29 protein-coding genes are annotated in these 25,295 nt (G+C 55.5%); 26 read left to right on the top strand and 3 right to left on the bottom strand.

Annotated elements, in window-relative coordinates; genetic code table 11:
- The first annotated feature begins 85 nt into the window (after positions 1 to 85).
- Both AC22G1_RS13075 and AC22G1_RS13070 read left to right on the top strand, forming a co-directional pair.
- On the top strand, positions 86 to 667 hold the full coding sequence (locus AC22G1_RS13075) for a FlgO family outer membrane protein (protein WP_487313768.1): 582 nt from the start codon (positions 86 to 88) through the stop codon (positions 665 to 667).
- Complete coding sequence (locus AC22G1_RS13070) at positions 664 to 1,122, top strand: hypothetical protein (RefSeq protein WP_487313767.1); 459 nt, start codon at positions 664 to 666, stop codon at positions 1,120 to 1,122. The genes AC22G1_RS13075 and AC22G1_RS13070 overlap by 4 nt, the downstream gene beginning before the upstream one ends.
- 24 nt (positions 1,123 to 1,146) lie before the next feature.
- On the opposite strand, the gene AC22G1_RS13065 is transcribed toward AC22G1_RS13070, so the two are convergent.
- From AC22G1_RS13065 to flgA, 3 genes are all read right to left on the bottom strand, one after another.
- Positions 1,147 to 1,590, bottom strand: coding sequence for a flagellar protein FlgN (locus AC22G1_RS13065; protein ID WP_487313766.1), 444 nt, complete (start codon positions 1,588 to 1,590; stop codon positions 1,147 to 1,149).
- Positions 1,591 to 1,600: 10 nt separating this feature from the next.
- Entirely contained in the window at positions 1,601 to 1,933 is a 333-nt protein-coding gene (flgM, locus tag AC22G1_RS13060; RefSeq protein ID WP_050660579.1) for a flagellar biosynthesis anti-sigma factor FlgM, read from the bottom strand.
- Positions 1,934 to 2,030: 97 nt separating this feature from the next.
- Positions 2,031 to 2,762: a flagellar basal body P-ring formation chaperone FlgA gene (flgA, locus tag AC22G1_RS13055; RefSeq protein ID WP_487313765.1), complete on the bottom strand. Its 732-nt coding sequence runs from the start codon at positions 2,760 to 2,762 to the stop codon at positions 2,031 to 2,033.
- A gap of 83 nt (positions 2,763 to 2,845) precedes the next feature.
- On the opposite strand from flgA, the gene AC22G1_RS13050 reads away from it, so the two are divergent.
- From AC22G1_RS13050 to AC22G1_RS12935, 24 genes are all read left to right on the top strand, one after another.
- On the top strand, positions 2,846 to 3,775 hold the full coding sequence (locus tag AC22G1_RS13050) for a chemotaxis protein CheV (RefSeq protein WP_487313764.1): 930 nt from the start codon (positions 2,846 to 2,848) through the stop codon (positions 3,773 to 3,775).
- Between the two features lies 1 nt (position 3,776).
- On the top strand, positions 3,777 to 4,613 hold the full coding sequence (locus AC22G1_RS13045; RefSeq protein ID WP_487313763.1) for a CheR family methyltransferase: 837 nt from the start codon (positions 3,777 to 3,779) through the stop codon (positions 4,611 to 4,613).
- 54 nt (positions 4,614 to 4,667) lie between these two features.
- Complete coding sequence (gene flgB, locus AC22G1_RS13040; protein WP_487313762.1) at positions 4,668 to 5,069, top strand: flagellar basal body rod protein FlgB; 402 nt, start codon at positions 4,668 to 4,670, stop codon at positions 5,067 to 5,069.
- A 2-nt stretch (positions 5,070 to 5,071) separates the two neighbouring features.
- Positions 5,072 to 5,485 carry a flagellar basal body rod protein FlgC gene (gene flgC, locus AC22G1_RS13035; protein ID WP_123422289.1) on the top strand — a complete coding sequence of 138 codons (414 nt, stop codon included), beginning with the start codon at positions 5,072 to 5,074 and terminating at the stop codon, positions 5,483 to 5,485.
- Between the two features lie 12 nt (positions 5,486 to 5,497).
- The gene (locus AC22G1_RS13030; protein WP_487313761.1) at positions 5,498 to 6,196 is read left to right on the top strand and encodes a flagellar hook assembly protein FlgD; all 699 of its coding nucleotides are present in this window, start codon (positions 5,498 to 5,500) and stop codon (positions 6,194 to 6,196) included.
- Positions 6,197 to 6,213: 17 nt separating this feature from the next.
- Positions 6,214 to 7,521 carry a flagellar hook protein FlgE gene (gene flgE / locus AC22G1_RS13025; protein ID WP_487313760.1) on the top strand — a complete coding sequence of 436 codons (1,308 nt, stop codon included), beginning with the start codon at positions 6,214 to 6,216 and terminating at the stop codon, positions 7,519 to 7,521.
- Between the two features lie 108 nt (positions 7,522 to 7,629).
- Entirely contained in the window at positions 7,630 to 8,376 is a 747-nt protein-coding gene (gene flgF, locus AC22G1_RS13020) for a flagellar basal-body rod protein FlgF (RefSeq protein ID WP_487313759.1), read from the top strand.
- A gap of 10 nt (positions 8,377 to 8,386) precedes the next feature.
- Positions 8,387 to 9,175: a flagellar basal-body rod protein FlgG gene (flgG, locus tag AC22G1_RS13015; RefSeq protein WP_487313758.1), complete on the top strand. Its 789-nt coding sequence runs from the start codon at positions 8,387 to 8,389 to the stop codon at positions 9,173 to 9,175.
- Positions 9,176 to 9,184: 9 nt separating this feature from the next.
- The gene (flgH, locus tag AC22G1_RS13010) at positions 9,185 to 9,856 is read left to right on the top strand and encodes a flagellar basal body L-ring protein FlgH (protein ID WP_487313757.1); all 672 of its coding nucleotides are present in this window, start codon (positions 9,185 to 9,187) and stop codon (positions 9,854 to 9,856) included.
- 10 nt (positions 9,857 to 9,866) lie between these two features.
- Positions 9,867 to 10,949: a flagellar basal body P-ring protein FlgI gene (locus tag AC22G1_RS13005; protein WP_487313756.1), complete on the top strand. Its 1,083-nt coding sequence runs from the start codon at positions 9,867 to 9,869 to the stop codon at positions 10,947 to 10,949.
- Positions 10,946 to 11,926, top strand: a complete 981-nt coding sequence (gene flgJ, locus AC22G1_RS13000; RefSeq protein WP_487313755.1) for a flagellar assembly peptidoglycan hydrolase FlgJ — start codon at positions 10,946 to 10,948, stop codon at positions 11,924 to 11,926. Before AC22G1_RS13005 ends, flgJ begins: the two co-directional genes overlap by 4 nt.
- 11 nt (positions 11,927 to 11,937) lie before the next feature.
- Positions 11,938 to 13,914 carry a flagellar hook-associated protein FlgK gene (gene flgK / locus AC22G1_RS12995; RefSeq protein ID WP_487313754.1) on the top strand — a complete coding sequence of 659 codons (1,977 nt, stop codon included), beginning with the start codon at positions 11,938 to 11,940 and terminating at the stop codon, positions 13,912 to 13,914.
- A gap of 4 nt (positions 13,915 to 13,918) precedes the next feature.
- Entirely contained in the window at positions 13,919 to 15,136 is a 1,218-nt protein-coding gene (gene flgL / locus AC22G1_RS12990) for a flagellar hook-associated protein FlgL (protein ID WP_487313753.1), read from the top strand.
- An 81-nt stretch (positions 15,137 to 15,217) separates the two neighbouring features.
- Entirely contained in the window at positions 15,218 to 16,036 is an 819-nt protein-coding gene (locus AC22G1_RS12985) for a flagellin N-terminal helical domain-containing protein (protein ID WP_487313752.1), read from the top strand.
- A gap of 207 nt (positions 16,037 to 16,243) precedes the next feature.
- Positions 16,244 to 17,059 (top strand): flagellin N-terminal helical domain-containing protein, encoded by an 816-nt coding sequence (locus AC22G1_RS12980; protein ID WP_123422282.1) that lies wholly within the window; start codon positions 16,244 to 16,246, stop codon positions 17,057 to 17,059.
- 66 nt (positions 17,060 to 17,125) lie between these two features.
- Entirely contained in the window at positions 17,126 to 17,521 is a 396-nt protein-coding gene (locus tag AC22G1_RS12975) for a flagellar protein FlaG (RefSeq protein ID WP_487313751.1), read from the top strand.
- A 27-nt stretch (positions 17,522 to 17,548) separates the two neighbouring features.
- Complete coding sequence (fliD, locus tag AC22G1_RS12970) at positions 17,549 to 18,982, top strand: flagellar filament capping protein FliD (RefSeq protein ID WP_487313750.1); 1,434 nt, start codon at positions 17,549 to 17,551, stop codon at positions 18,980 to 18,982.
- A 45-nt stretch (positions 18,983 to 19,027) separates the two neighbouring features.
- On the top strand, positions 19,028 to 19,444 hold the full coding sequence (gene fliS, locus AC22G1_RS12965) for a flagellar export chaperone FliS (RefSeq protein ID WP_170164148.1): 417 nt from the start codon (positions 19,028 to 19,030) through the stop codon (positions 19,442 to 19,444).
- A complete protein-coding gene (locus tag AC22G1_RS12960; RefSeq protein ID WP_487313749.1) occupies positions 19,445 to 19,765 on the top strand; it encodes a hypothetical protein in 321 nt (106 codons plus the stop codon).
- Between the two features lie 14 nt (positions 19,766 to 19,779).
- On the top strand, positions 19,780 to 21,948 hold the full coding sequence (locus tag AC22G1_RS12955) for a motility associated factor glycosyltransferase family protein (protein ID WP_487313748.1): 2,169 nt from the start codon (positions 19,780 to 19,782) through the stop codon (positions 21,946 to 21,948).
- Positions 21,948 to 22,631, top strand: a complete 684-nt coding sequence (locus tag AC22G1_RS12950; RefSeq protein WP_417357682.1) for a class I SAM-dependent methyltransferase — start codon at positions 21,948 to 21,950, stop codon at positions 22,629 to 22,631. Before AC22G1_RS12955 ends, AC22G1_RS12950 begins: the two co-directional genes overlap by 1 nt.
- A gap of 331 nt (positions 22,632 to 22,962) precedes the next feature.
- Positions 22,963 to 23,601 (top strand): GNAT family N-acetyltransferase, encoded by a 639-nt coding sequence (locus AC22G1_RS12945; protein WP_487313747.1) that lies wholly within the window; start codon positions 22,963 to 22,965, stop codon positions 23,599 to 23,601.
- A 109-nt stretch (positions 23,602 to 23,710) separates the two neighbouring features.
- Positions 23,711 to 25,009, top strand: a complete 1,299-nt coding sequence (locus tag AC22G1_RS12940) for a motility associated factor glycosyltransferase family protein (RefSeq protein WP_487313746.1) — start codon at positions 23,711 to 23,713, stop codon at positions 25,007 to 25,009.
- The gene (locus AC22G1_RS12935; protein ID WP_487313745.1) at positions 25,006 to 25,266 is read left to right on the top strand and encodes a hypothetical protein; all 261 of its coding nucleotides are present in this window, start codon (positions 25,006 to 25,008) and stop codon (positions 25,264 to 25,266) included. The genes AC22G1_RS12940 and AC22G1_RS12935 overlap by 4 nt, the downstream gene beginning before the upstream one ends.
- Positions 25,267 to 25,295 lie beyond the last annotated feature (29 nt).

The following is a 25,295-nucleotide window of genomic DNA, read 5'->3' as shown; positions in this document are numbered from 1 at the left end:
TTCTGCAAAAGCCGTTCCAAAAAGAAGGGTAAAGAATATGGCTTACCCGCCGATACGCCAAACACTGGTCTTGAGGAATACAGCCATGTTGAGATCTGGCCTGTTGGCCTTGGTATTTTTCAGCGTGCTGGCGGGAGCAAAAACGCCGGCGCCAGAGCAAGCGGCCCATGCGCCTCTGGATACCTTTGTCGGGCAGCTGACCGACAAACTGGTGCAAAACGCCCGTTATGTGGATTACAAAACCCCCATGGTGGTGGCGACTCTGGTGGACAGCCATGCCCTTACCAAGGGTACGGCGCTCGGCCAAGCCATGGCCGAGAGTTTTACCAGCCACCTGCACCAGGCGGGCTACACCCTGGTGGATTTGAAAAGCCAAGGGGCGGTGAACATCACCCAGAGCGGCGACTTTATCTTTAGCCGCGATGCCGACAAACTCCGGGCCAAACTGCCGGTGGATTTCGTACTGGCCGGCACTTATGAGACCTCCCCTGAAGGGGTGAACGTCAATGTGCGGATTATCGGCATCAAGTCCAAGCTGGTGGTGGCCAGCGCCGAGGGCTTTTTGCCGGCCAAGGCCCTGGGGGCCAACAGCGAATTGCAGCGCGCCGTGACCAGCCGTGACGGCTACCTTGAGCGCCGCGCCGGACCTATTCAGGAGATGCAATGATGCGAATCACCAGCCTGTTACTACTCAGCCTGCTGCTGAGCGCCTGCGCCAGCGTGCATGGCCGTGACGCTGTGGTGCTCAAGGGCGTGGGTATCGCCATTATCAGCGAGCAGCCCGGCAGCACTGCCCATGAGCGGGAGCGCCAAGCCATGCAGGCGTCCAAGCTGCAAGCCTACCAAGAGCTTGCCGAGCAGCTGTATGGCGTCAAGCTCTCTGGCTTTGCCGATCTCAAGCAAGGCAAGCTGGTGGAAGACTACAGCCAGGTGCGGGTGCAAGGGGTAGTGAAAGGCGCTGAGGTGCTGCGAAGCTACCAGCTTGACGGGCGTTATGTCACCGAGCTTCGTCTCGACACTGCCCGCATGGCCAGCCTTGATGGACAGGGCAGCGAGATGCTTGCTACCACCATCGCCACCGGCCCCAAAGGGCCCAGGCCTAGGGTTATCCGCGGTTATTAAAAAAGCCCGCTTCGGCGGGCTTTTTCAGGCCTGGATATCGCCCAGCAGGCGGGTGCGGGAATGGGTCACACCCTTGTTGTTGTAGGTGCGGTTGGAGCGGCCGAGGGCGCGTAGCAACAGCTCGCTTTGCTCGGTCTGGCGCTGCTGGAGCGACTCGATAATGCGGCCGTTAACGGCGTTGGCGTCGCTGCACTGGCGGGCCAGCCCTTTGAGGGCGCGCAGCGGGTCGAGCCAATTGGGCTGGTCGCGGTCGGGGTGGCCGGCAATGCGCTGGTCGATATGTTGCAGGCGCATGGCCAGTTCGGCCTTATCGTCCGATACCCGAGCCAGGGTGTGGTGGTCCCGGCCCATCAGTAGGGATTTTTCTTCGGCCAATAGGGCGATCATGGCCTTGAGCTGTTTGTCCTGAAAAAGCAAAAGCGCATCCAGAGTCTCCTCGGGATGCGCTTGACCAGTTGCGTGGGTCATGGCGGTTGCCTTAATTTCCGAAGAGGGTGTCCTCGAAATCAAGCAATTTGTCTGCCAATTTGTCAGGGTCGACTTTGTACTGGCCCGCCGCGATGGCTTTTTTCAGGCTGTCCACTTTGTCCTTGTCGAAGGGGGCTTCCGAGCTCATGTTCTTTTGCATCTTGTCCAGGCCAGCAGCCTGAGGAGTAATGGAAACCGCGTCCTGAGCCAGTTTGGCTGTGGTTTGCGGCGCCGTGGTTTGCTGGCTCTGTGCCTGCTGGGCCTTGGTTTGCCCTTCTGCCTGCTTAAGCCGGGCAGATTGAATGTCGGCCGTCTGGCCCTGGTTGACCTTGTTGATTGCCATGGGTACCTCGCAACTGTCAATTTATTGACAACCCTACCTGTAAAACAGGGTCATCGCACCTTTATCGGCTAAAAGGCGGTTCACTTTAGCATGATTTTTAATAACTGACGCTGACTTGCCCCTGGGCATCAACCCGGGCTTCCACCACCCTTCCAGAACCCAGATTACGGACCCTGATGGTATCGCCCAAAGTGCCGTCAGAAAGCGCGGTGCCCATGGCGGTAATGCTAAGCGCCCCGGCGCCGGCGCGCAGGGTGACTTTGTCGCCCCGGCATACCAGGCACAGGTTATCGGCGGTGATGGGGGCGCCGGCCTGCACGCCGCGCTTCAGTTTGGCGCCGGTAATGACGCTTTTATCGGTAAAAATGCGCCCTTGCAGGCGATTTTGCGATTGCCACTCTTGGGCAAGGTCGCTGTCATCCAGCACCAGGCCTGCCGGCAGGGCGCGGCTGGCCACCAGCATGGGCACCGTTATGGTGGTATTGACCGACAGGTAGAATTGCCAGTGGGGATTTTCACAAAATAGTTTGACGGTGATATTGGCATCCATACTTTGGTTGCCGGGCAGGCTGGCTTGAACGTCGGGACAGTAAGGAAGGCGCAGGCGGCTATCGGGGTCGCTGGCTTCGATGGTGATGCGGCCATGGGCTGGCACCTTTACTGCCTCTTTTACCGCCGCTTGCGCTACGCTTTTTAGCTGATCCAGGGGCATTAGCCGGGGAGCAGTGTCGGCACTGGCTGCCGATACCGAGACCAGGGTAAAGAAAGCACCCAACAGGCCGATAAGGGCTCGGGGAAGGGCGTGTTTCTTGGGTTTAATCAATTTCACGTCAATAATCAGTCACATGATGCTGTGATAAGATGACAGGCAAGGACTGTGCCCATCTGCACAACAACGACAAGAGGTAAGGTATGGCGGGTATTCTCGATACGGTCAACCAACGAACCCAGATGGTGGGGCAAAACCGCCTGGAACTGCTGATGTTCCGGCTGGGGGCGAAACAGCGTTTCGGTATCAACGTGTTCAAGGTGCGTGAAGTACTGCAATGCCCACCGTTGACCGCCTTGCCAAAGCGCAAGTCCAGCATTCGCGGCGTGGCGCACATTCGTGGCCAAACCCTCTCCGTGATTGACCTTCGCCAGGCCATGGGCGGCCGGCCCACCGAAGACGTCACCAACTGCTTTATCATCATCACCGAGTACAACCGCTCGGTGCAGGGCTTTTTGGTGCATTCGGTGGACCGTATCGTCAACTGCAACTGGGAAGACATCCAGCCGCCGCCGAAAGGGGCCGGCCGTGCCAGTTATCTGACCGCCGTTACCGAAGTCGATGGCGAAATGGTCGAGATGTTGGATGTGGAAAAAATCCTCGATGAAATCAATCCCACCAATGCCGTGGCCAGTGCCGATGCCTACCAAGGTACTGAGTCGCTGAAAAAAGACCGGGTGCTGCTGATCGCTGATGACTCCTCGGTAGCCCGTGCGCAGATCAAAAGGGCCCTGGAGCCGTTGGGCATTCCTCTTGAGCTGGTCAAAGATGGCCGCCAGGGCCTGGATTACCTGCGGGATATGGCGGAGAAGTGCCAAAAATCCATCACCGAGCAAGTGTGCTTGCTGATCTCCGATGTGGAAATGCCGGAGATGGACGGCTATACACTGACTGCAGAGATACGAGCGAATCCTAAGCTTAAGGATTTGCAGATAATTTTGCATACTTCCCTGTCCGGGGTGTTCAATCAGGCCATGGTCCAGAAAGTGGGCGCCAACAAATTTATTGCCAAGTTCGATCCGGATGAGCTGGCCAGTGCCGTTAAAGAAAGCCTGATGATTGAGGCGGGTTAGAGTGGATAAAGCGCTAAGCGAGCAGGATTACGGAACCTTTCGCCGATATCTAGAGACGCAGTGCGGTATCGTGCTGGGAGATAACAAACAATATCTGGTTAAAAGCCGGTTGACGCCCCTGCTGGGGCGTTATCGGCAGGGTAGCCTTGGGGAGCTTATTCAAGCTGTTATGGCTGGGCGTGATCGCGAGCTGCAAAGCGCGGTGATTGATGCCATGACCACCAACGAAACCTTGTGGTTTCGCGACGGTTACCCCTTTGAACTGCTCACCGACAAACTCTTCCCTGAGCTGGGTAAGGGCGGCAAGACCGTCAAGATTTGGTCTGCCGCTTGCTCCTCTGGGCAAGAGCCTTATTCCATTGCTATCAAGTCGTTAGAGCATCAGGTTCGCAAACCCGGCACCTTGCCGGGGGGCGTGCAAATTCTTGCCACCGATATCTCCCAGGCCATGCTCAGCCAGTGCCAGGTGGGGGAATATGACAGTCTGGCCCTGGGCCGTGGCATGAGTGACGAGCGCAAACGTCTGTATTTTGACGAAACCAGCGATGGCACCTGGAAAGTGAAGGCCAACGTCAAAAGGCTGGTGACTTTCCGGCATTTCAACCTGTTGTCGAGCTATGCCCTGCTGGGTAAATTTGACTTGGTGTTTTGCCGTAACGTGCTGATTTATTTCTCGCAGGAAAACAAACTCAAGATCCTCTCCGGCATCGCCAAAACCTTGAATCCCGGGGGCTACCTGTTCCTGGGGGCGTCTGAGTCCATGCCTACCGCTGCCACCGAATTCGAGATGGTGCGCTGCAACCCCGGCATTATTTACCGCCGCAAAGACAATATCTAACCTTCCTTGGCACGCTTCTTGCCTTCGTTATAAGCACTTAACGGAGGCAAGTTCATGGCAATCAGCTTCGATAACGCATTTGGTATTCACCCGGCAGCGATAAAAGTCCGCTCTGAGCGGGCAGAATTGCTGTCGAGCAACCTTGCCAATGCCGATACCCCTGGTTACAAGGCCCGGGATATCGACTTCAAGTCGGCCTTAGCCAACGCCGTATCCGGCCAGCAGCAGGGCATGTTATTGGAACGCACCAGCGATAAACACCTGGCGGCAAGTCTTGGCCTGGACCCGGCAGTGGGTTACCGCAACCCCAACCAGCCAGATACCGGCGACGGCAACACCGTTGATGCCCAGGTGGAACGCAGCCTCTTTATGCAAAACGCGCTGGAGTACCAAACTTCGGTGCAATTCCTTGGCGGCAAGATCAAAGGACTGATGTCCGCGATTAAAGGGGAGTAATGATGAGCCTTTATAGGATCTTCGATATCGCTGGCAGCGCCATGAGCGCCCAATCCGTTCGCCTCAATACCACGGCATCGAACCTGGCTAACGCCGATTCGATATCCAGTTCCGTCAACACCACCTATAAGTCTCGCCAGCCAGTCTTTGCTGCGGCTTTGGACGATGCCCAAGCCGACCAGCAAGGGGTTGGGGTGAAGGTACTTGGGGTGGTGGAGTCACAAAAACCGCTGGTCAAGGAATACAACCCTGACCATCCCATGGCAGACAAGGACGGCTTTATCTACAAGCCCAACGTCAACGTGGTGGAAGAAATGACCAACATGATCTCGGCGTCCCGTAGTTACCAAACTAACGTCCAGGTTGCCGACACCGCCAAGCAGATGCTGATGCGCACCCTGCAACTTGGGCAGTAAAGGGAGTAACCCATGAGCAATGTGATCAACAACAACAACGTCGATCCGCTGGCTAACTCCCGCTGGACCACCGACGACACCACCAGTTCTACTGACAACAACGGCACCCTGAATCAGGAAGACTTCTTGTCGCTGCTAACCAAGCAGCTGGCCTATCAGGACCCGTTCAAGCCGGTGGACAACGACCAGATGATCTCCCAGATGGCTTCTTTTGCCACGGTGAATGGCATCAACAGCATGTCTGATCAGGTTGGTAGCCTCAACGAGGTAATGACCTCCAGCCAGGCGCTGCAGGCCTCCACGCTGGTGGGCCAGAAGGTGCTGGTCCCCACCGACACCGGTTATCTGGCGTCTGGCGGCACCATGAGCGGCATGCTCACCTCTAGCGACCCGATGCAGGACGTGGTGGTGCGTGTTGAAGATGAAAACGGCCAGCTGATTAAAACCATCAACATGGGCGACTTGCCGGCAGGCAACAACCGTATTGAGTGGGATGGCACCAATAATGCAGGTACCCCTGCAGCAGCCGGTAACTACACCCTTAAGGCGCAGGCACTGGTGGGCAACACCCGTACCGACTTGAGTGTGGCGGCGTATGCCAATGTTGAATCTGTCACCTTAGGATCGGCGTCCTCCGGTGGCGTAGTACTTAACCTGAAGGGCCTCGGGGGCATCAAATTGAGTGATGTCCTGGAAGTGGCCAAAACCTGATTTGAGAGGATAACGTTATGTCATTCAACATCTCGCTCAGTGGCCTGAACGCGGCCCAGAAAGACCTGGATGTCACCAGTAACAACATTTCCAACGCCAACACTTATGGCTTTAAGGAATCCCGTGCCGAGTTTGCGGACGTGTACGCCAGCTCCATTTTCTCCAACCCCCGTACCAAGGTGGGTGACGGTGCGGTGACCTCCACCGTTGCTCAGCAGTTCCAGCAAGGGGCGATGCAGTTCACCAACAACACCTTCGACTTGGCGGTGAACGGTAACGGCTTCTTTGCTATGAGCAGCGATGTCAATTCTAACGACATGGTCTATACCCGTGCCGGTAACTTCAAACTCAACAAAGATAACTACGTGGTGGACAACCAGGGCAACTACCTGAAGGTATTCCCGGTTAACCCCGATGGCACTTCCGCCTCGGCAGCGCTGTCTACCGCCAAATCCTTGCAGGTGCCTGACGCAGTGGGTACGCCGCTGGCCTCATCCAAGGTGGATATCGACCTTAACCTGCCGGCCGGTGACGACACCTATGATGTGGCCAACTTCGACCCCAGCGATTCCAACACCTACAACAATGCCACCTCGGTAACGGTGTACGACTCCCTGGGCCAGTCCCACACCATGACCACCTACTATGTGAAGCCTACCGGCTCTACCAACACTTGGAACGCCTTTGCTTTTGTTGACGGTCAGCCGGTCAACATCAACGGCAGTACCGGCCCGAGCTACACCGATGCTACCTCCGGTACCACCGTTAACGGTTATGTACTGAATTTCGATTCCACCGGCCAGCCCGGCACGCCGCCCACCGTACCGGCCACCATCACCACCGATCCTTTAGGGTCAGTGCTCAGTAACGGTGCCGATGCCACCCAGACCCTGACCATCAACTATCAGGATCAAACCCAGTACGCTGACGCCTTTACCGTTAACTCCATCTCCCAAGACGGCCTCACCGTTGGCCGCCTGACCGGGGTAGAAGTGGGCGCAGACGGCCTAGTACAAGCCTCTTACTCCAATGGCACCACCGAGCCGCTGGGCCGGGTAGCGCTGGTGCGCTTTGCCAACGAGCAGGGTCTTAGCCAAGTAGGTAACACCGACTGGAAGGCCAGCACCGCCTCCGGCGACCCCCTGGCTGGTGAAGCCGGTACCGGTACCTTCGGTAACATCCGCTCCGGTGCCTTGGAATCGTCCAACGTGGATTTGACTCAGGAGCTGGTGGATCTCATCAGCGCCCAGCGTAACTTCCAGGCCAACAGCCGGGCCATCGACGTGGCCAACACCCTGCAGCAGAACATCCTGCAGATCCGCTAAGGCTAAAAGCACCGCGTTAAAAACCCGCCAATTGGCGGGTTTTTCTTTTTTGGCATTGCAATTGCATTCGGTTAAAGCATCGACACTTTGGTGACAGAGGACTGACAGATGGACCATCTGCTTTACCTGGCCATGAGCGGCGCCAACCAGGACATGCAATCCCTGACGGCCCGTGCCAACAACCTGGCAAACGCTAAAACCACGGGGTTTAAGGCCGATTTTGCCCAGGCGCGCGCCATGCAGGCTTTTGGTGAAGGTCTGCCCAGCCGGGTTTTCGCCATGAGCGAAAGACCGGGTCAACGTTTTGACGCGGGTCCTCTGCAGACCACCGGGCGTCCTCTGGACGTGGCGGTTGAAGGTGACGGCTGGTTGGCGGTGCAGGGCACCGACGGCACCGAGGGTTATACCCGGGCTGGCAACCTGCGCATCTCCGACACCGGCCTGTTGGAAAACGCCAAAGGCGGCTTGGTACTGGGTGACGGCAATGCCCCCATTACCATCCCGCTGCCTTATAGCAAGCTCGAGATTGGTGGTGACGGCACCGTTAGCGTGCTGCCCCAAGGGGCACCGGCCAATGCCATTGAAGTGGTAGGCCGCATCAAGCTGGTCAATCCCGATGTGAAAGATCTGACCAAAGGTGAAGACGGCCTGTTTCGCCAGAAAGATGGCAACCCGGCGCCGGCCGACGCCAACGTACGCATCATGCAGGGCGCCCTGGAAGGCTCCAACGTCAACCCCGTTGAGGAGATGACCGCCCTTATCGAGCTGCAACGGCAGTTCGAGGTGCAGATGAAGATGATGAAGACCGCTGAGGACATGGACTCGTCCCAGACCAACCTCATGCGTTTGAGCTAAGGAGTCACCCATGAATCCCGCATTGTGGATATCCAAAACCGGCCTTGATGCCCAGCAAACCGACATTTCGGTTATCTCCAACAACTTGGCCAACGCATCGACCGTCGGTTTCAAAAAGGGCCGCGCCGTTTTTGAAGACTTGCTGTACCAAAACGTGCATCAACCCGGCGCCCAGTCTTCTCAGAACACCGAGATGCCGTCCGGCCTGATGCTGGGTACCGGTGTCAAAGTAGCGGCTACCCAAAAGACCTTTACCCAAGGTAACCGCCTGACTACCGACAACAGCTTGGACATGATGATCGAGGGCAAAGGCTTTTTCGAGATCCTGATGCCTGACGGCACCATGTCCTACACCCGTAACGGCCAGTTTGCCTTGGACGATGCCGGTAACCTGGTGACCTCCGGCTCCGGTTATGCGGTGCAGCCGGCCATCAACATTCCTCAGAACGCCCAGTCGATTTCAGTCAGCAACGACGGTCAGGTGTCGGTGAAGATCCCTGGCCAGGCGCAAGACCAAGTGGTGGGCCAGCTTAACGTCACTACCTTTGTTAACCCCCAAGGGCTTGAGCCTATCGGCCAAAACCTCTTTCAGGAAACCGGTGCCTCCGGTGCGCCCCAGCAGGGCGTTGCTGGTCTTGACGGCCTTGGCACCATTCAGCAGGGCGCGCTGGAAACCTCCAACGTCAACGTGACCGAGGAGCTGGTCAACCTTATCGAAACCCAGCGTGTCTACGAGATGAACTCCAAGGTGATTTCATCCGTGGACGAAATGATGGGTTACATCAACCAGCAGTTGTAAGGGGGCGTTATGCGTAGCCTGGCTGTATTGACACTGATGGTGCTGGGAGGCTGTGCCACTTATGGGCCCAAGCCTATTCCCGATGACCCGGACTTTGCACCTGTGCTGCCGGCTTTTGAAGAAAAGCCGTTGGTGGCTACCGGCTCGATGTATTACGACGCCGGTGCCCGTGACCTCTATGCCGACCGCAAAGCGGCGAGGGTGGGGGACATCATCACCGTAATGCTCGAAGAGAGCACCAGCGCCAAGAAATCCTCCACCACTGAGCTTAAGAAGAAAAGCTCGGTCGATTTGGCAACGCCTACCGTGCTGGGTAAGCCCTTGACCATTAACGGCAACACCCTGGGGGTGGGCATTGATGGCAACAACGATTTCAAAGGCGAGTCCGACGCCGACCAAGCCAACCAGTTGAGCGGTGCTATCTCGGTGCATGTGATTCGAGTATTACCCAACGGCACCCTGATGGTACGGGGCGAGAAGTGGATCACCCTCAACAACGGCGATGAATACGTGCGCCTGACCGGCGTGGTACGCCAGGACGACGTAACCGCCGACAATACCGTTTCCTCGACCCGGGTTGCCAATGCCCGCATCCAGTACTCCGGTACCGGCGCTTTTTCTGACGTGCAAAAGCAAGGTTGGCTGGCCCGGTTCTTCAACTCGCCGCTGTGGCCATTCTGAGGACGCCAATATGAAACGCTTTTGGTTTCTGGTGTTATTGCTGGCCTTTGGGGCCAAGGCTGAACGCATCAAGGATGTGGCCGATGTGGCCGGGGTGCGTGACAACCAATTGATTGGCTACGGCCTGGTGGTAGGTTTGCCGGGGACCGGCGAGCAGAGCCCCTTTACCGAGCAGTCCTTTGCCTCGATGCTGCGTAATTTTGGTATCCAGATGCCAACCGGCCGGCGCCCCAACATCAAGAACGTGGCGGCGGTTGCCATCAGCGCCACCTTGCCGCCTTTTGCCAAGCCCGGCCAGCAAATCGACATTACCGTGTCTTCGGTGGGCTCGGCCAAGAGCCTGCGCGGCGGCACCTTGCTGCAAACCTTCCTCAAAGGGGTGGATGGGCAAATCTATGCCCTGGCCCAAGGCAACCTGGTGGTATCGGGGTTTAGCGCCGAAGGAGCCGATGGCTCCAAGATAGTGGGTAATACCCCCACCGCCGGCCGTATTCCCGGTGGCGCCATTGTCGAGCGGGAAGTGGCTTCGCCCTTTGGCCGTTCCGATTTCATCACTTTTAACCTGCATCGCTCCGATTTCACCACTGCCAAGCGCATGGAAGACACCATCAACAACCTGCTTGGCCCCGGTGTGGCGCGGGCGCTAGACGGCGCTTCAGTGCAGGTACGTGCCCCTCGTGACGTAGACCAACGGGTCAGTTTTTTGTCGACCCTTGAGAACCTGGAGTTCACCCCGGCCACTGAGGCGGCAAAAATCATTGTTAACTCTCGCACCGGCACCATCGTGGTGGGCTCGGGAGTGCATTTGAAACCGGCAGCCATCACCCACGGCGGCCTGACCATCACCATCAGCGAGAACCCGCAGGTCTCCCAGCCCAATCCGCTGGGCCAGGGTCAAACCGTGGTGACCCCCAACTCCAATGTGCAGGTGAGCGAGCAGCAGGGCCGGATGTTCTATTTCGACCCAGGCGTGACCTTGCAAGATTTAGTGCGGGCAGTAAACCAGGTGGGCGCAGCGCCTTCTGATGTGATGGCCATTTTGGAAGCGCTCAAGCAAGCCGGCGCCCTGTCTGGGGAGTTGATTGTCATATGAACGGGCCGCTTTTCACGGATCTGGCGGGGCTTGATGACCTGCGCCAAGGGGCACAAAAGCACGATAAAAAGGCATTGCTGGAAACGGCAAAGCAATTTGAGTCGATTTTTGTCCGCCAGCTCCTGAAAAGCATGCGTGAAGCCAACGCGGTGTTTGAAAAAGACAGCCCGTTTAACTCCTCTTCCATGAAGTTCTACCAAGACATGCAGGACCAGCAGCTGGCCCTGGATATGTCATCCAAAGGCGGCCTCGGCTTGGCAGAGATCATCGCCGAGCAGTTGCAGCCTGACGGCAAGCACCTGATGCCTGCCTCGGCGCTGGGGGTTAACCGCCACTTTGCCGGTAGCGCAGATGAGAGCGCCAAATCCTTGGCGCTCCCGGCCAAGCCTGGCATCAATCCAGCGGCAAGTGCGGCTGCTGATACTGTCGGCAGTGACGCGCCAGCAGCCAAAGCCGATAGCGAACAGCCACAAGCGGCGCCAGCACCGGCTCCGGCACTGGACTTTGACAGCCCGCAAAGCTTTGTCGGCAGCCTCTTGCCCTATGCCCGGCAAGCGGCCTCCGCCCTTGGGGTCAGCCCTGAGGTCTTGGTGGCCCAGGCGGCCCTTGAGACCGGTTGGGGCCAAAAGATCCTCAAGGGCAAAGACGGCCAGAGCAGCCTGAACCTCTTTAACATCAAGGCCGGTGGCCAGTGGGATGGCGACAAGGTTACCGCCAGTACCCTCGAGTACGACGGTGGCAAGCCCAAGCGCGAAACGGCCCAGTTCCGCGCCTATCAAAACCCGGCCCAGAGCTTTAGCGACTACGTCAAATTGCTCAAAGAATCGCCGCGATATCAGGATGCCCTCAAGTGGGTTAAAGAACCGGCACGATTCCTGCAGGAGCTTCAGGGCGCGGGCTACGCCACGGATCCGCAGTACGCCAAGAAGATCCTTCAGGTGCTTGACCATCCCGCTTTGACTAAGGGTACGCCGTAATGTCTAACGATATGATGAGGATCGGGGTATCAGGGATCTATGCCAACCAGATCGCCCTGAATATCGCCGGCAACAACATTACCAACGTCAACACCGACGGCTATTCTCGTCAGCGGGTGGAATTTACCGCCGAGAAGCTAGGGGGCGTGGACCGGGTAACCGTGACCCGGCTGCTGGATCAGTTTGCCCAAACCCAACTGCGCAAAGATACCTCCAACCTGGGCTTTACCGAGTCTTATCTCGCCCAGGCTGACCAGACCGACAAGTTGCTGGGGGATGCCAGCACCGGCATCGGCAACAACATCACCAGTTTGTTCTCCAGCATCAACACCATGAACAACGAGGCCAGCTCCATCTCCAACCGGCAGCTGGCGCTCTCGCAATTTCAGAACATGTTGGCTTCTTATCAGCGCCAGTCCGAGCAGCTGAGCTCGCAGCAGGATGAAGTCAACAAGCAGATAACCTCCTACGCCGAGAAGGCCAATACCCTGATTGGCAACGTGTACAACCTCAACCAGCAGTTGGGGGCGGTAGGGGCCAGCCAAAACGACAGCCAGCGCTCCACCTTGCTGGACCAGCGAGACCAGTACATTCAGCAGCTTTCCGAGTTGATGGACGTGCAAGTGACCCCGGCCCAGGGCGATGCCGTTAACCTGACCATGGCCAATGGCCAGGCGTTGGTACTGCCCGACAGCCGCGCCACCATCAGTGCTGTAGCAGGTGACCCGGAACCGCGCCGCCTGGAACTGTCGGTGAAACTTGGCACCCAGCCTTATGATATTGAAGCCAAAAAAGTGGGCGGTAAGCTCGGCGGCCTGGGCGCTTATCGTGAAGAAGTGCTGGAACCGGCGCAGCGCCAACTGGGGCAGATGTCCCTGGCGATGATGGATGCCTTTAATAAGCAGAACAATAAGGGCCTGGATCTCGACGGTAAACTTGGCGGCGATATCTTCAGCCTGCCGGTTGCCACCGCCTACGGCGACGCCGATAACTCCTCGCAGCTGCACCAAGTGACCGGCACTGTGGTGGACGGTACCCAGCTGACTGACCAGGACTATCGCATCGTCTTTACCTCGGCTACTGATTACGACGTACAGGCTCTGGATGAATCTGGCAAGGTCACTGGCACCTTAGCCAGTGGCACTGTGCCGGCCAGCACCACGGTGGACGGTTTGCAAATCGACCTGGTGCCCAACGGCGCTTTTGCCGCTGGAGATACCTTTACCTTAAGGCCCACCCGGGATGCCGCTGCCCAGATAACAATGGTGATGCAAAACCCTGAGTCGTTGGCGCTGGCCTCTCCCATCCGGGTAGACCAAGGCTCTTCAAACTTGGGCAGCGCCACCGTTTCCAGCGTCGATGTCACCAATACCGACCCGGCCACCTCCGGCTTTAGCGCCACCCCGCCGCCGCTGCTGGACACCACGGCGCCCGGGCGAGTGGTGTTCGTCAACGACAGCCAATACCAGCTGTATGACCAGTCAGGCGCTGCCATTGGCGGCGTGACCGCCTTCGACCCCAATACTGCCATTCCGGCGCCGCCTCTGGATTACGGCTTTTCCATCAAGCTCTCCGGCACACCGGCGGCAGGGGACGAATTTACCATCAGCCCCAATATCGACAGTACCGGGGTGATGACCGCCAAGTCGGATAACGGTAATGGCCTGAAACTGGCCAAGTTGCAAACCGAAAACATTGTCCGGTTGAACCAATCCGGCGACTCCCCTGTGACCTACCAAAGCGTGTCCAATGCCTTTTCCGGCATGGTCAGCCAAGTGGGGGACCGCACCGGCACCATGAAAATTCAAAACCAGGCTGCCCAAGCCCTGCATGACGAAAGTCAGGGGCGGCTGCAGGCAGTGTCCGGGGTCAACCTGGACGAAGAAGCGGCCAACCTCATCCAGTTCCAGCAGGCCTACACGGCCACGGCCCGGATCCTCTCCACCGCACAGAGCGTCTTTGACAATCTGCTGCAAGCCATAGGGTAAGGTTATGCGCGTATCGACTCAGATGATTTTCCAGTCCGGGCTGAACAACATTTTGGGCAGCCAGGATTCATTGGTGAAGCTGCGTGACCAGGTCAGTACCCAACAGCGCATTTTACAGCCCTCTGACGACCCCACCGGCGCCGGCACCGTGTTGCGCCTGGACGAGCAGTTGGGGATCTCCGATCAGTTTCGCAGTAACGGCAGCAATCTGAAGTCCAGGCTGGGGCTGGCTGAAAGTACGCTGTCGAGCATGACCGATACCCTGGGTACCACTCGCACCTTACTTATCCAGGCCAACAACGGCGCTAACAGTGATGAAGACCGTAAGGCTCTGGCCGATCAGCTGATCGGACTGCGGGATCAGTTGCTCGACGCCATGAATACCCAGGATGCCAACGGCGATTACATCTTCTCGGGCAACGAAGGCGGCACCGCGCCTTATCAGATAGTCAATGGCCGCTACGAATACCAAGGCGACCAAGGCAAACAGATGATCCAGGTGGCATCCGAGGTCAAACTCAATGCCAACTTCCCTGGTTTTGAGTTGTTTGACAATCTGTCGCCGGTGTTCTCCGCCACCGGCGCCATGACGGCTGGCGGCGGCACTGTGACCACCGATATTGCCGATGAAGGCCAGTTTGAGTCTTTTTATCGGGGCAATTACGACCCTAACACCCCGGCCGGCAATACTTTCAGTTTCACCACCGCTGCCGGTGCCCCCGATACCTACCAAGTAACTGACAGCGGCGGCAATGTGCTGGCCAGCGGCAATTATGTGCCGGGCGAGCCAATCAACTTCAACGGCCTTAACGTCACCCTCGATGGCGCCGCCGGTGCCAGCGCCGATGTCACCCTCGATCCGCCCAAGCGCGACAACATTTTGAACGTGTTGACCGACTACGCCGGACTTTTGACGGATCCCACCCGAACCACTGATCAGCGGCAAGCGGATGCCCAGTATGCGCAAAACATTGCCGTTCAGACCTACAACAGCGTAGTGGGCGGGCAGGCGCAGATAGGGGGACGGGTCAATGTGATTGAGAACCTGGATAACAGCTCCCAGGCCTCCGACATCATCATCAAATCCAACCGCGCTGATATCGCAGAAGTGGATATCGGTGAGGCTGTATCGAAGCTCGCTCAGCAACAAACCATCATGCAGGCCGCGTATTCCGGGTTCCAAATGGTGAATTCACTGACTTTATTCAACTACGTGAAGTAGTTGGCACGTCTATTGCTTTAACAAAAGGGTGGCGCAGTTTCGTTGCGCTGAACAGATTCTTCAATCTCGAAGGAGAGGATCATGGCACTTTATGTGAACACCAACGTGGCCTCACTGAACTCGCAACGAGTCATGTCACGTTCTACCGATGAGCTGCAAACCAGCTACGAGCGTCTGTCTTCTGGCCTGCGTATCAACAGCGCCAAAGACGATGCCGCTGGCCTGCAGATCTCCAGCCGCTTGACGGCGCAGATAAACGGTCTTAACCAAGCAGCCCGAAATGCTAACGACGGTATTTCTCTTGCCCAGACCGCAGAAGGTGCGCTGGATGAATACACCAACATCGTTCAGCGTATGCGTACCCTGGCGGTGCAGGCGTCCAACGGTTCCAACAGTACTGCCGACAGTACTGCACTGAGCCAGGAATACGGCCAGCTTTCTGACGAATTGGACCGTATCTCCGCGCAAACTCAGTTTGCTGGCGTAAACCTGCTGGATGGCAGCTACTCTGCCAACTTCCAGATTGGTGCCAACGTTTCGCAAACCATCAGCATCGCCATTACCCAGAGCTTTGGCCATACCGGTGTTGGCCTGGGTACGACCATTGCTACCTTTGATGCTGCCCAAAGCCAAATCGCGGCTCTGGACTGTGCTCTGAACATTGTGAACACCACCCGTGCCAACCTGGGTGCTACCCAGAACCGTTTCAGCTCGGTTATCCGTTCACAACAGAACACCGCACAGAACCTGACAGCGTCCCGGTCTCGTATTCAGGATGCCGACTACGCTGCTGAAACAGCGACCTTGGCCCGTAATACCGTGCTGCAACAGGCTGCCAGTTCCATGCTGAGCCAAGCCAACCAACAGCCGCAGATCGCGTTGTCCTTGCTGCAAGGCTAATTTTTGCGGAAGTAGTCGCACAGGAAATTGATATAAAAAACCGCCGGTTAGGCGGTTTTTCTATTTTTTTCTTTTTTTATAACTAAAAGTTCTAAAAGTTTTTTTCAGGCAGGGCGATACAGGAGGTGAACGAAATGTGTGGCGAGAGGTGAGCCAGGGCGTATGCCAAGTCACCACGCCTGACTCGAATTAACAGGAGACTTTATCATGGCTCTGTACGTCAACAGCAACATATCTTCTCTGAACTCTCAGCGTGTACTGTCCAGGTCTACTGAAGAACTGGGTACTAGCTATGAGCGCCTCTCATCCGGTCTGCGCATCAACAGTGCAAAAGACGACGCCGCCGGTCTGCAGATCTCCAACCGTCTGACCGCTCAGATCAACGGTCTGAACCAAGGCGTTCGTAACGCCAACGACGGTATCTCTCTGGCTCAAACCGCTGAAGGTGCCTTGGACGAATACACCAACCTGCTGCAGCGTATGCGTACCCTGTCTGTTCAGGCCTCCAACGGTTCTAACAGCACCGCTGACAGTACCGCACTGAGCCAGGAATATGGCCAGTTGGCTACCGAACTGGACCGTATTTCCAACCAGACCCAGTTTGCTGGTGTTAACCTGCTGGATGGTAGCTACTCAGCTAGCTTCCAGATCGGTGCCAACGTTTCGCAAACCATCAGTATTGCCATCACCCAAAGCTTCGGTCACTCTGGTGTTGGCCTGGGTACCGCCATTGCAAGCTTCGACGCTGCCCAGAGTCAAATCGCGGCTCTGGATTGCGCCCTGAACATTGTGAACACCACCCGTGCCAACCTGGGTGCCACCCAGAACCGTTTCAGCTCGGTTATCCGTTCACAACAGAACACCTCTCAGAACTTGTCTGCTTCCCGGTCTCGTATCCAGGATGCTGACTACGCCGCTGAAACTGCCACTCTGGCTCGTAACAGCGTACTGCAACAGGCTGCCAGCTCCATGCTGAGCCAAGCCAACCAGCAGCCGCAAATCGCACTGTCGCTGTTGCAATAAGGTTGATAGGATGGTGCCTATTTGGGCACCATCCATTTTCAGCTTGATATAACGGGAGAATGGGCAATGAGTGACGTATCTACTATGCTCTCAAACAGCCTTGGCGATACCGCTTCCGGTTCTCTTCCTGCCATTTCCAGCAAAACTTCTGCGACTCCCAGCTTTGACACGACTGTAACGCAGCCTGTTTCTGGCAAAGAAGATACGCCTGCGGATACAAGGCAAAGTTTGTCCGATGCAGTGCAAGTCCTTGCCGAGTTCGTGAATCTGCGGGGCCACAACCTCAACTTTTCTACAGATGAATCCAGCGGCCGTACTGTTGTCAAAGTGCTTGATGCACAGACGGGGGACGTTATTCGGCAAATTCCTTCTGAAGAAGTGCTGAAAACGGCAGACAGAGTTCGTCAGTTGCGAGAAGAGCTGGGAGCTAAAATCGGCATATTTCTTGATAGTAACGTCTGATCACGTTCAGACAGAGGAGACATAGTCATGGCTGGTGTAACGAATGCGGGTATAGGTTCAGGCCTTCAACTCGAAGATCTCATCAGCGTCTATGTCAACGCTGAAAAGGCGCCTAAAGAGGCGATCCTTGATCAGAAAGAAGAAACCACTAATTCCCAGCTTTCCGGTATCGGGCAGCTGAAATCTGCGTTGTCGACCTTTCAGGATATCGTCAAAAAACTGACCGATCCTAAGGCGTTCGACCAAAACACCGTTGCTATCACCGGCCCCGACACCGACGCTTTCTCTGTTGAAACCAACAATGCCAGTAAAGGTAACTTCCAAGTAGAAGTGCAACAGTTGGCAAAAGGGACCCGGTTGTCATCGGCTGCCATTGCCGGTGGCTCAAGCACCACCTTTGGTGCCGGTAAGCTGACATTCAATGTTGGTGATAAGTCTCTTGATATCACGGTTGACGACGGTGACACCCTTTCGGTCATTCGTCAGAAAATAAACGACGCTGGTGGTGATTTGGGGGTCAGCGCCAACATCATCAACGGTGATGACGGTGCCCGGCTGACCCTGACCTCCAATACAACAGGAAGTGCCAATAATCTGACGGTTACCTCAACCGGTGACGCATCATTGTCAGCACTCTCTACGGGGTTGTCTGTTACTCAGGCAGCGCAAGATGCGGTAATAACCGTTGATGGCACCACCATCAGTAGCGATACCAACACCTTTAAGGATGCTATCGCTGGGGTTACCTTGACCGCCAAAACAGTAACAACCGGGGCAAATACCTTGGATGTCAGCCGTGATACCGATGGTATCAAGAGCATGATCAAGGATTTTGTTGACGGCTATAACGCACTCAAAGCCTCCCTCGACACGTTAGGGGCGCCGGGCAGCGGTGGTGACGGCGATGATTCTGTGGCAGGGGGCGCCTTGGCATTTGACCCGTTGGTACGGTCTATCAAGAACCAGACGCAAAACTCCTTGACCGGCTCTATAGAAGCTCTTTCTGGAGGAATGGATAGTCTTTACAAGATGGGGATCACCTTCGACAACAGCGGTAACATGGAGATCCTCTCCTATGGTATCGGCAGTGGCCCCAGCGGTGAAGACCGCCTTACCGACGCTATCAACAATAATGCCGCACAACTTGGCGAGCTTTTTGCTAGGAATAACCCGACTGGAAATGACTCCAAGGATAAGGGATTTGCCGTAAAACTCGATGAGATCCTAACCTCTTATACTGAGCCGAAAGGAGCTATCGCAGAAAGGCAAGGGTCCCTGAATGATACACTCAAGTCTATTTCTCAGCAGAGAGATGACCTGACGTTGCGACTGTCCAACTACGAGGCAACCATGCGAGCTCAGTTCGATGCCTTGGACCAAATCGTCGCACAGTATCAGTCGACGGGGGATTACCTGACGAGTGCTCTGGCTTCCTTGCCCTCAGTCAAAAGCAAGGACTAAATAGCCGGAGGCGTTACTGACCAGAAAAGGGCCTAAGTTATGCGAATGAACATCAAGCAGTATCAAGGTGCAGACAAAAACGCAAGGCTACTGAATGCCGATCCGCACCAGGTCATTCTGATGTTGATGGATGGCGTACTGGAAAAGATTGCCGTAGCCAAAGGTTGTGTTGAGCGCCAGGATATTCAGGGTAAATCGCAGGCTATCAACAGTGCGGTGTCACTGATAAGTGGTCTGCAAGGGGTGCTGGATTTTGACAGTGAGCCTGAGGTTTCCCAAAACTTCGCTAGTTTTTATGACGTGATGATCCGCAAGCTACTGGAAGTCAGCGCCTCCCGTGAACCTTCCGCATTTGATGAGCTACACGAACTCTTCTCCCCTCTGAGAAATGCCTGGCGAGACATGCCGCAAGAGCACAAAGACCAAGGCATGGAAAAACTCCGCCAAAAAGCGCCGGCTTAAATGGCCTCCTTTGAAGAGCTGCTGGTCGACTTGGAAGCGTTGCAAACTTCTCTTGCAAGCAGCTTCCAAGACCAGCAGTGGCAGCTTCACTCTCAGCAGTTATCACAACGACAATCTCTTTTGAATGCGTTGCATCAAGCGGCGTTGCAAGAAGAAAAGTTCGCTGAATTTCGCGTTGTCGCCGAGAAGGTGGCATCCTCTGATCGCGCTTTCCAAAAAGATGCCAAAACACAGCTTCAAACAGTAGAATCGAATATGCTGAAGCAAAAAAAAAGTGCCAAGGCGATAAAGAACTACATGAGTAACGCGGCTCAAAACTAAAGGTAAACCAGAATATGTCTGACACATTGCCACTGATTGAAGAAACCATCCGGGATCTAGAAGAGAAAATTGATGTTCTCCAGGGCATTGTCGACAGGCAAAAGCAACAGTCTACCGATTACAAGGAACTGTCCGAAAGCTTTACTCTGATTGGCTTTGACGATAATTACCTCTTGGGCCACTACCATCAAAATATGGCGGCTTTGGAGAAGTATTTCCCTGATGTACACAAGGAAATGCTGGAATATAAGCCTGTTCGTTATCACATCGATGTTGTTGATAACCTACCCAATATCCGAGATAAAGAAACAGGTGCACTGGTTTACACTCAGCCAGCATTTACCACATCACTTTGTCAGTACGAAGAATTTTGCCTGGCACCGAAGATGTCACACTCGCGGATCCAATATACCCATGAAAACCCCATGGGGTTTATGCATGTGGACTATTTGAACCAGCTGGTAACCGCATCGGATAAATTCGTAGAAGAAAGTGTTGGTGGCGAGCGTTTACCTAAAGACGTGGGCATGATGCTGGTGTTTGGTATGGGTCTTGGCTTTCATGTCGAGCTGCTTGCCATCAACCACAACATTCACCACCTTTATATCATTGAGCCAGACTTGGACATTTTTTACGCCAGTCTTTTTACTACTGCCTGGTTTCATATTTTACCTCTGATTGATGAGCGAGGCGGTACTCTGCAGCTAAGCTTGGGTGTCGAAGCGGAAGAGTTTTTTGAAGCTCACATGAGCGACAGTTCTATTCGTGGTCGCTATAACATCATCTCTACCTATGGCTTTGTACACTATCAAACCAAAGCCATTGCCGAGCTTCTGGAACATTATAAAAATCGATATTACGAGCTCAGTATGGGCTGGGGCTTTTATGATGATGCGGTAATGTCGATTGCCCACCAAGGGCGCAATATTCATAACGATGTACCCTTCGTTAAAATTGCTGGTAAGACCGCACACCAGCTGAAGAACGTTCCGGTGTTTATTTGTGGCAATGGCCCGTCTTTGGATCGCCATGCCGAGTTTTTGCGGAAAAACCAAGACAAAGGCATTGTGATTTCCTGCGGCACTGCGCTGCGCGCATTGAAAAAGCATGGTATTACGCCGGACTTTCATTGTGAGCAGGAGCGGACCTATCCTATCGCCGGTTTGCTAGACGACATCAAAGATCCTGAGTTTTTGCGAGACCGGGTGCTGCTGGCTCCGGGAACGGTACACCCTGAGGTCTTTAAAAAGTTTACCAAGGCTTTTATGGCTCCCAAGCATGGTGAACCTGCGACCGATGCGCTGGAAAGTATTCCTGGGTTTGGCGACGAGTTTGAATCGGCGCTACACATCAACCCGACCGTTGCCAACACTGCTGTGTTCATGTCTCATGCCCTTGGCTTTCGAACCCTCTACCTTTTCGGTGTCGACCTGGGTCACCAACGGGATGGTAATCACCACTCAGTGCACAGTGTCTACTACAAGGCCGATGGTGCAGACCGTGGTATTTATCGCGAAACTGACGACTATGTTGTACCCGGTAACTTTGGCGGTGAGGTGGTGACCAATGCCTTTTTTAACCTCTCCCGTATTTGTATCGAGCGATTGCTTCGTCGCCGACCTGAATTGATGTGTTTCAATCTGGGTGAAGGGGCACTTATTCGAGGTGCCATTCCCTGCAGCCAAGAAGATGTATTGCTGGCCAGTGGGGTGGACAAGGCGGATGTCATGGAGATGGCTACCCATTTTAATGTGGACAGCCAAGGTGCCAGCCGTTTTGAAGCACCCTACTGGGATTGTCTGGCGCCGCCCAAGGTGGACGCGCTCAGTGAAGCGCTGCTTGCTATTCTGCAACCGGATGTGGAGAGCCGCCGGGCCGGTTCTTTACAGATGGAAGAAGTGATGGAGCGCCTGCGTGATGAAAGCCGGGCCGGTCGTCCTTACCTTAATTCCCTGTTTGAAGGCAGCATGCTCTACTATCACGCTGTTCTGGTTCGCGTGCTTTATGCTCCCACCGATGACGCGCGTTGTGTAGCGGCTTATAACGAGCTGAAGCAGATTTATTTAGACTTTCTGAGGGCTGTTCCGGCGCATTACCGCATGCACTACCAGCGCCCCAACAGTTTGTCGCTGCAAGAAGGCTATAACGACTGGATTGTGACCGAAGAAGGTGAGGGCGCCTGATGACTAACGTCTTTGAAAACCAGTACCAGGCCAGAGGACTGCAGTCTCAGCGCCGTTACCCAAACGACGCTCTTATCGGTTTTCTGGCCGGGCATTACTTTCGCTTGCCGTTGAGCGAGAGGCGCCAGATAAAAGTGCTTGAACTAGGGTGTGGCTCTGGGGCAAATCTTTGGATGATTGCCCGAGAAGGTTTTGATGCCCACGGCTTGGACTACGCGCCTTCCGGTTTGACCTTGTGTCAGCAGGTATTAGACGACTGGGGCGTGAGTGCCGAACTCAAGCAGGGAGATATGACGGCGTTACCTTATGAAAATGCCGACTTTGATGCCATTGTCGACGTGGTCTCTATGCAGCACCTGACTCTCGAACAGCACCGTAAGGCTCTTGCCGAGGTACAGCGTTGCCTTAAACCCGGTGGCCAGTTCTTTTCCTTTCACTTAGGACAAGGTTCCAGCGCCTTTGCTGCTGATGCGCCACGTCTTGATGAAGTGACTCTTGCCGACATTCCAGCCGGTTATCCGCTGGCCGGGAATGGCCAAACAGCATTTTTGAGTGCAAATGGCTTCAAGAACCTTGCCTGTGATGCCGGTTTAGCAGACGTGACGGTAGATACTCTGGTACGCAGTTACGGCCAGCAGGCTCAGCATGTTGAATACTTAGTGTTGACCGCCGCCAAGGGGTAACCAGGTTATCTGCCGGTAAGGACTTCTCGTGGAACTGATGCCTCTGACGGATGCCCATTGGCCGGCGCTTAGCCGCTTGCCCAATTGCTCGGCACTGTGGTCTCCCTGTCATCGTGAATATTACCGCCAATACTTCCAGCGGCCTTTTGTTGACCATAGCTTGGCTGTTGTTCACCAAGGTCAACTGGCCGGGGTCCTGCTAGCCACTCTTGACGATAGGCAACTTGGATTTTTTGGCGGCCCGGCTCGGCTACTTATTGCTCCTGGGCTCGCCGAGGCGCGCAAGTTGGAGGCTGAGCGACTTCTAACCAAGGCTTTTTCCGCAGAGTTTATGGATAAGGCCAGCGTGCTTTCCTATCAGTTCCCGGCCAAGGTTCCTGACGGTATCGCCACTGCCTTGTTGGATGCCGGCGCTACTACTGCCGTGCATTTTGAGCAGGAAATTGCCCTTGGCGATGATGACGTACTGTGGAGCGGTGTGCGAAAGAGTTACCGCCAAGGAGTACGTTGGGGGCAGCAAAATCTTGAACTGCGTTTAGTAGACGCTACCAACCTCGATGTTAGCGACATGGAGCGGTTTCGGTTATTCCATGAGCGGGTGGCCGGGCGTGCTACCCGCTCATTGTCGTCTTGGCTGGCCCAGCAGAAGCTTATCGCCGAAAACGAAGCATTTGCAGTATTTGCCTCCCTTGATGGGCAACTTGTTGCGGCGTCGCTTTTTCTCTGTGGTGCCAGTCGTGCCTATTATGGCGTCGGTGTTTACGACAGGGACCGCTTCAACCTGCCCATCTCTCACTACCCACTGTACGCTGGCTTGCTGCGGGCTCGTGAGCGTGGTTGTACCGTCATGGACATGGGGCCTATCGCTTTTGCCGGTGATGGCGACCCTAAATTGGCGCAAATCGGGCTGTTTAAACGCGGCTTTGGTGGCGACTTACAGCCCTGGCTTTGCCTCCGTCTGGCTCGATAAGCCTGACCTAGGTCTTCAAAGGTGGTACCTTGGCCGTTGCTTTATAGGGCTAGGGAATCAGCAAACGCCTTGAGGCCTATTCCTGAGTTCTTCAATGACCGGTGGACCCATGAGTGAATTTCTTGACGCCAACCTGTTGGTGATCGCGCAGCGCTGGCCCGAGCTGATGGCTAGTCTGAACCAAGTATCTTCCATTCCTCTGGATGCGGCGCAGCTGGTAGAAGGCCTTGATAGTACCTTGATGGTTAACGGTGTGCAGTTGACCAGCCGTCACGCTCGCATCACCGAGGCAAAGACTCAAGCGGCCAGCCTGCCCGAGACGGCCGCTACCGTGCATCTATATGGCACAGCCCTTGGTGATATTCAGCAGGTGCTGCTGGCGCGCAGTAACCTGCAGCAGTTGCAAGTGCACATCCTCAACGAAGCCATATTCCTCTTGGTATTGCAGCTGCTGGACCAACGGCACTGGTTGAGTGATCCCAGGGTTTCTCTGCAGTTGGCAGCTAACAGCCCAGATATCCAACTGCCGTTTCTGGTCAGTCCCGCCGAGTTGGTGTTGGTTAGTGACACCAACGCCAAGATCCGTGACAGGTTGGTAAGCGAGCTGGATTTGCCCTTCAATAACCGGCGTTTTCTGGCCGATGCGCCCGAGCGGTTGGCTCGCATCGAGGCTAACCGTCACTTTTTTGCCAAAGACCTGGATGTTCGTCAGCTGTTTGGCACAGCGAAAACACCAGAGGTTTGGGTGGCTGCCACAGGCCCTTCTCTTGAGCAGCATTACGCCTATATCCGTGAGCGACGTAAGCAGGCCAATGCGCCGCTGCTTATCGCCGTGGATACCGCACTTAAGCCCTTGCTGGATAATGGTATTCGCCCTGACGTTGTCGTAACCCTAGACTTTGGCATCATCGAACAGGAGCTACCTTGCAGCCAAAGCGGCGGCATCGGCTTGGTGTATTTTCCTACCACCAACGGCGATGTTTTGGCGGCATGGCAGGGGCTTCGTTACCTGGCATTGACCACCAGCCCCTTCTTTGACCGGCTTCGCCAGCAACTGGATAGGGGCCTACTTAACAACGCCGGCTCGGTTATCCATCCGGCGCTTGACTTGGCTGTTCAGGCCGGTGGGCAGCAGGTGGTGATGTTTGGCGCTGATTTTGCGTTCCCGGGCGATCGCACCCACGCCGGGTGGGAGAACGGCGTGCTTGGGCTGGCACCGGGGCAAAGCGTGGAGTGGACTCTCGACGGCTATGGTCAGCGGGTCAAGACGCTTCGCAACTTTCGCAGTTACCTGTGCGGGGTGGAACGCTTTATTGCCAGGCACCCTCATGTCACCTTCTATAACACCTCAAAAGCCGGTGCTTTAATACAGGGCGCGGCCTTTCATCCCGATTTGGTGATCTTATGAAGACCCTTGCCCAATGCCAGCAGCAATGCCTGGCCCTGGCCCGCTTATTTCGTTTAGGTATGAATACCGAAGCGGCCCTTGAGATGGTACCGCTGCTTGAGCAGATAACCGCTCAGCTTACGGCTGGAGGTCAGCACCAGCCAGAGCTGTTGCAAGTCCTTGGGATGATGTTGGGCTGCCAGGAACGCCAGGATTGGCTGGGACTCGCCGACTATCTAGAATTCGAGCTGCAGGAACTGATAAGTACCCCAGTATGAAAGAACCGGCGAGAATGCCGGTTCTTTCT

Source organism: Gallaecimonas zhanjiangensis (assembly GCF_057624825.1).
The sequence above is the reverse complement of the archived record's forward strand: the minus strand, read 5'-3'. Positions and strand labels throughout refer to the sequence as shown.

Bases quoted from the DNA above. Each gene is read 5' to 3' on its own strand.
- AC22G1_RS12945 (WP_487313747.1), top strand. From the start codon at position 22,963: ATGGATAAGGCCAGCGTGCTTTCCTATCAGTTCCCGGCCAAGGTTCCT.
- AC22G1_RS12980 (WP_123422282.1), top strand. From the start codon at position 16,244: ATGGCTCTGTACGTCAACAGCAACATATCTTCTCTGAACTCTCAGCGT.
- AC22G1_RS13075 (WP_487313768.1), top strand. From the start codon at position 86: ATGTTGAGATCTGGCCTGTTGGCCTTGGTATTTTTCAGCGTGCTGGCG.
- flgM (WP_050660579.1), bottom strand. From the start codon at position 1,933: ATGGCAATCAACAAGGTCAACCAGGGCCAGACGGCCGACATTCAATCT.
- AC22G1_RS12960 (WP_487313749.1), top strand. From the start codon at position 19,445: ATGGCCTCCTTTGAAGAGCTGCTGGTCGACTTGGAAGCGTTGCAAACT.
- flgL (WP_487313753.1), top strand. From the start codon at position 13,919: ATGCGCGTATCGACTCAGATGATTTTCCAGTCCGGGCTGAACAACATT.
- flgB (WP_487313762.1), top strand. From the start codon at position 4,668: ATGGCAATCAGCTTCGATAACGCATTTGGTATTCACCCGGCAGCGATA.
- AC22G1_RS12985 (WP_487313752.1), top strand. From the start codon at position 15,218: ATGGCACTTTATGTGAACACCAACGTGGCCTCACTGAACTCGCAACGA.
- flgH (WP_487313757.1), top strand. From the start codon at position 9,185: ATGCGTAGCCTGGCTGTATTGACACTGATGGTGCTGGGAGGCTGTGCC.
- AC22G1_RS12940 (WP_487313746.1), top strand. From the start codon at position 23,711: ATGAGTGAATTTCTTGACGCCAACCTGTTGGTGATCGCGCAGCGCTGG.
- AC22G1_RS13050 (WP_487313764.1), top strand. From the start codon at position 2,846: ATGGCGGGTATTCTCGATACGGTCAACCAACGAACCCAGATGGTGGGG.
- AC22G1_RS13005 (WP_487313756.1), top strand. From the start codon at position 9,867: ATGAAACGCTTTTGGTTTCTGGTGTTATTGCTGGCCTTTGGGGCCAAG.
- flgG (WP_487313758.1), top strand. From the start codon at position 8,387: ATGAATCCCGCATTGTGGATATCCAAAACCGGCCTTGATGCCCAGCAA.
- flgC (WP_123422289.1), top strand. From the start codon at position 5,072: ATGAGCCTTTATAGGATCTTCGATATCGCTGGCAGCGCCATGAGCGCC.
- AC22G1_RS12975 (WP_487313751.1), top strand. From the start codon at position 17,126: ATGAGTGACGTATCTACTATGCTCTCAAACAGCCTTGGCGATACCGCT.
- fliS (WP_170164148.1), top strand. From the start codon at position 19,028: ATGAACATCAAGCAGTATCAAGGTGCAGACAAAAACGCAAGGCTACTG.
- AC22G1_RS13030 (WP_487313761.1), top strand. From the start codon at position 5,498: ATGAGCAATGTGATCAACAACAACAACGTCGATCCGCTGGCTAACTCC.
- AC22G1_RS12950 (WP_417357682.1), top strand. From the start codon at position 21,948: ATGACTAACGTCTTTGAAAACCAGTACCAGGCCAGAGGACTGCAGTCT.
- fliD (WP_487313750.1), top strand. From the start codon at position 17,549: ATGGCTGGTGTAACGAATGCGGGTATAGGTTCAGGCCTTCAACTCGAA.
- flgF (WP_487313759.1), top strand. From the start codon at position 7,630: ATGGACCATCTGCTTTACCTGGCCATGAGCGGCGCCAACCAGGACATG.
- AC22G1_RS12955 (WP_487313748.1), top strand. From the start codon at position 19,780: ATGTCTGACACATTGCCACTGATTGAAGAAACCATCCGGGATCTAGAA.
- flgK (WP_487313754.1), top strand. From the start codon at position 11,938: ATGATGAGGATCGGGGTATCAGGGATCTATGCCAACCAGATCGCCCTG.
- AC22G1_RS13065 (WP_487313766.1), bottom strand. From the start codon at position 1,590: ATGACCCACGCAACTGGTCAAGCGCATCCCGAGGAGACTCTGGATGCG.
- AC22G1_RS13070 (WP_487313767.1), top strand. From the start codon at position 664: ATGATGCGAATCACCAGCCTGTTACTACTCAGCCTGCTGCTGAGCGCC.
- AC22G1_RS12935 (WP_487313745.1), top strand. From the start codon at position 25,006: ATGAAGACCCTTGCCCAATGCCAGCAGCAATGCCTGGCCCTGGCCCGC.
- flgE (WP_487313760.1), top strand. From the start codon at position 6,214: ATGTCATTCAACATCTCGCTCAGTGGCCTGAACGCGGCCCAGAAAGAC.
- flgJ (WP_487313755.1), top strand. From the start codon at position 10,946: ATGAACGGGCCGCTTTTCACGGATCTGGCGGGGCTTGATGACCTGCGC.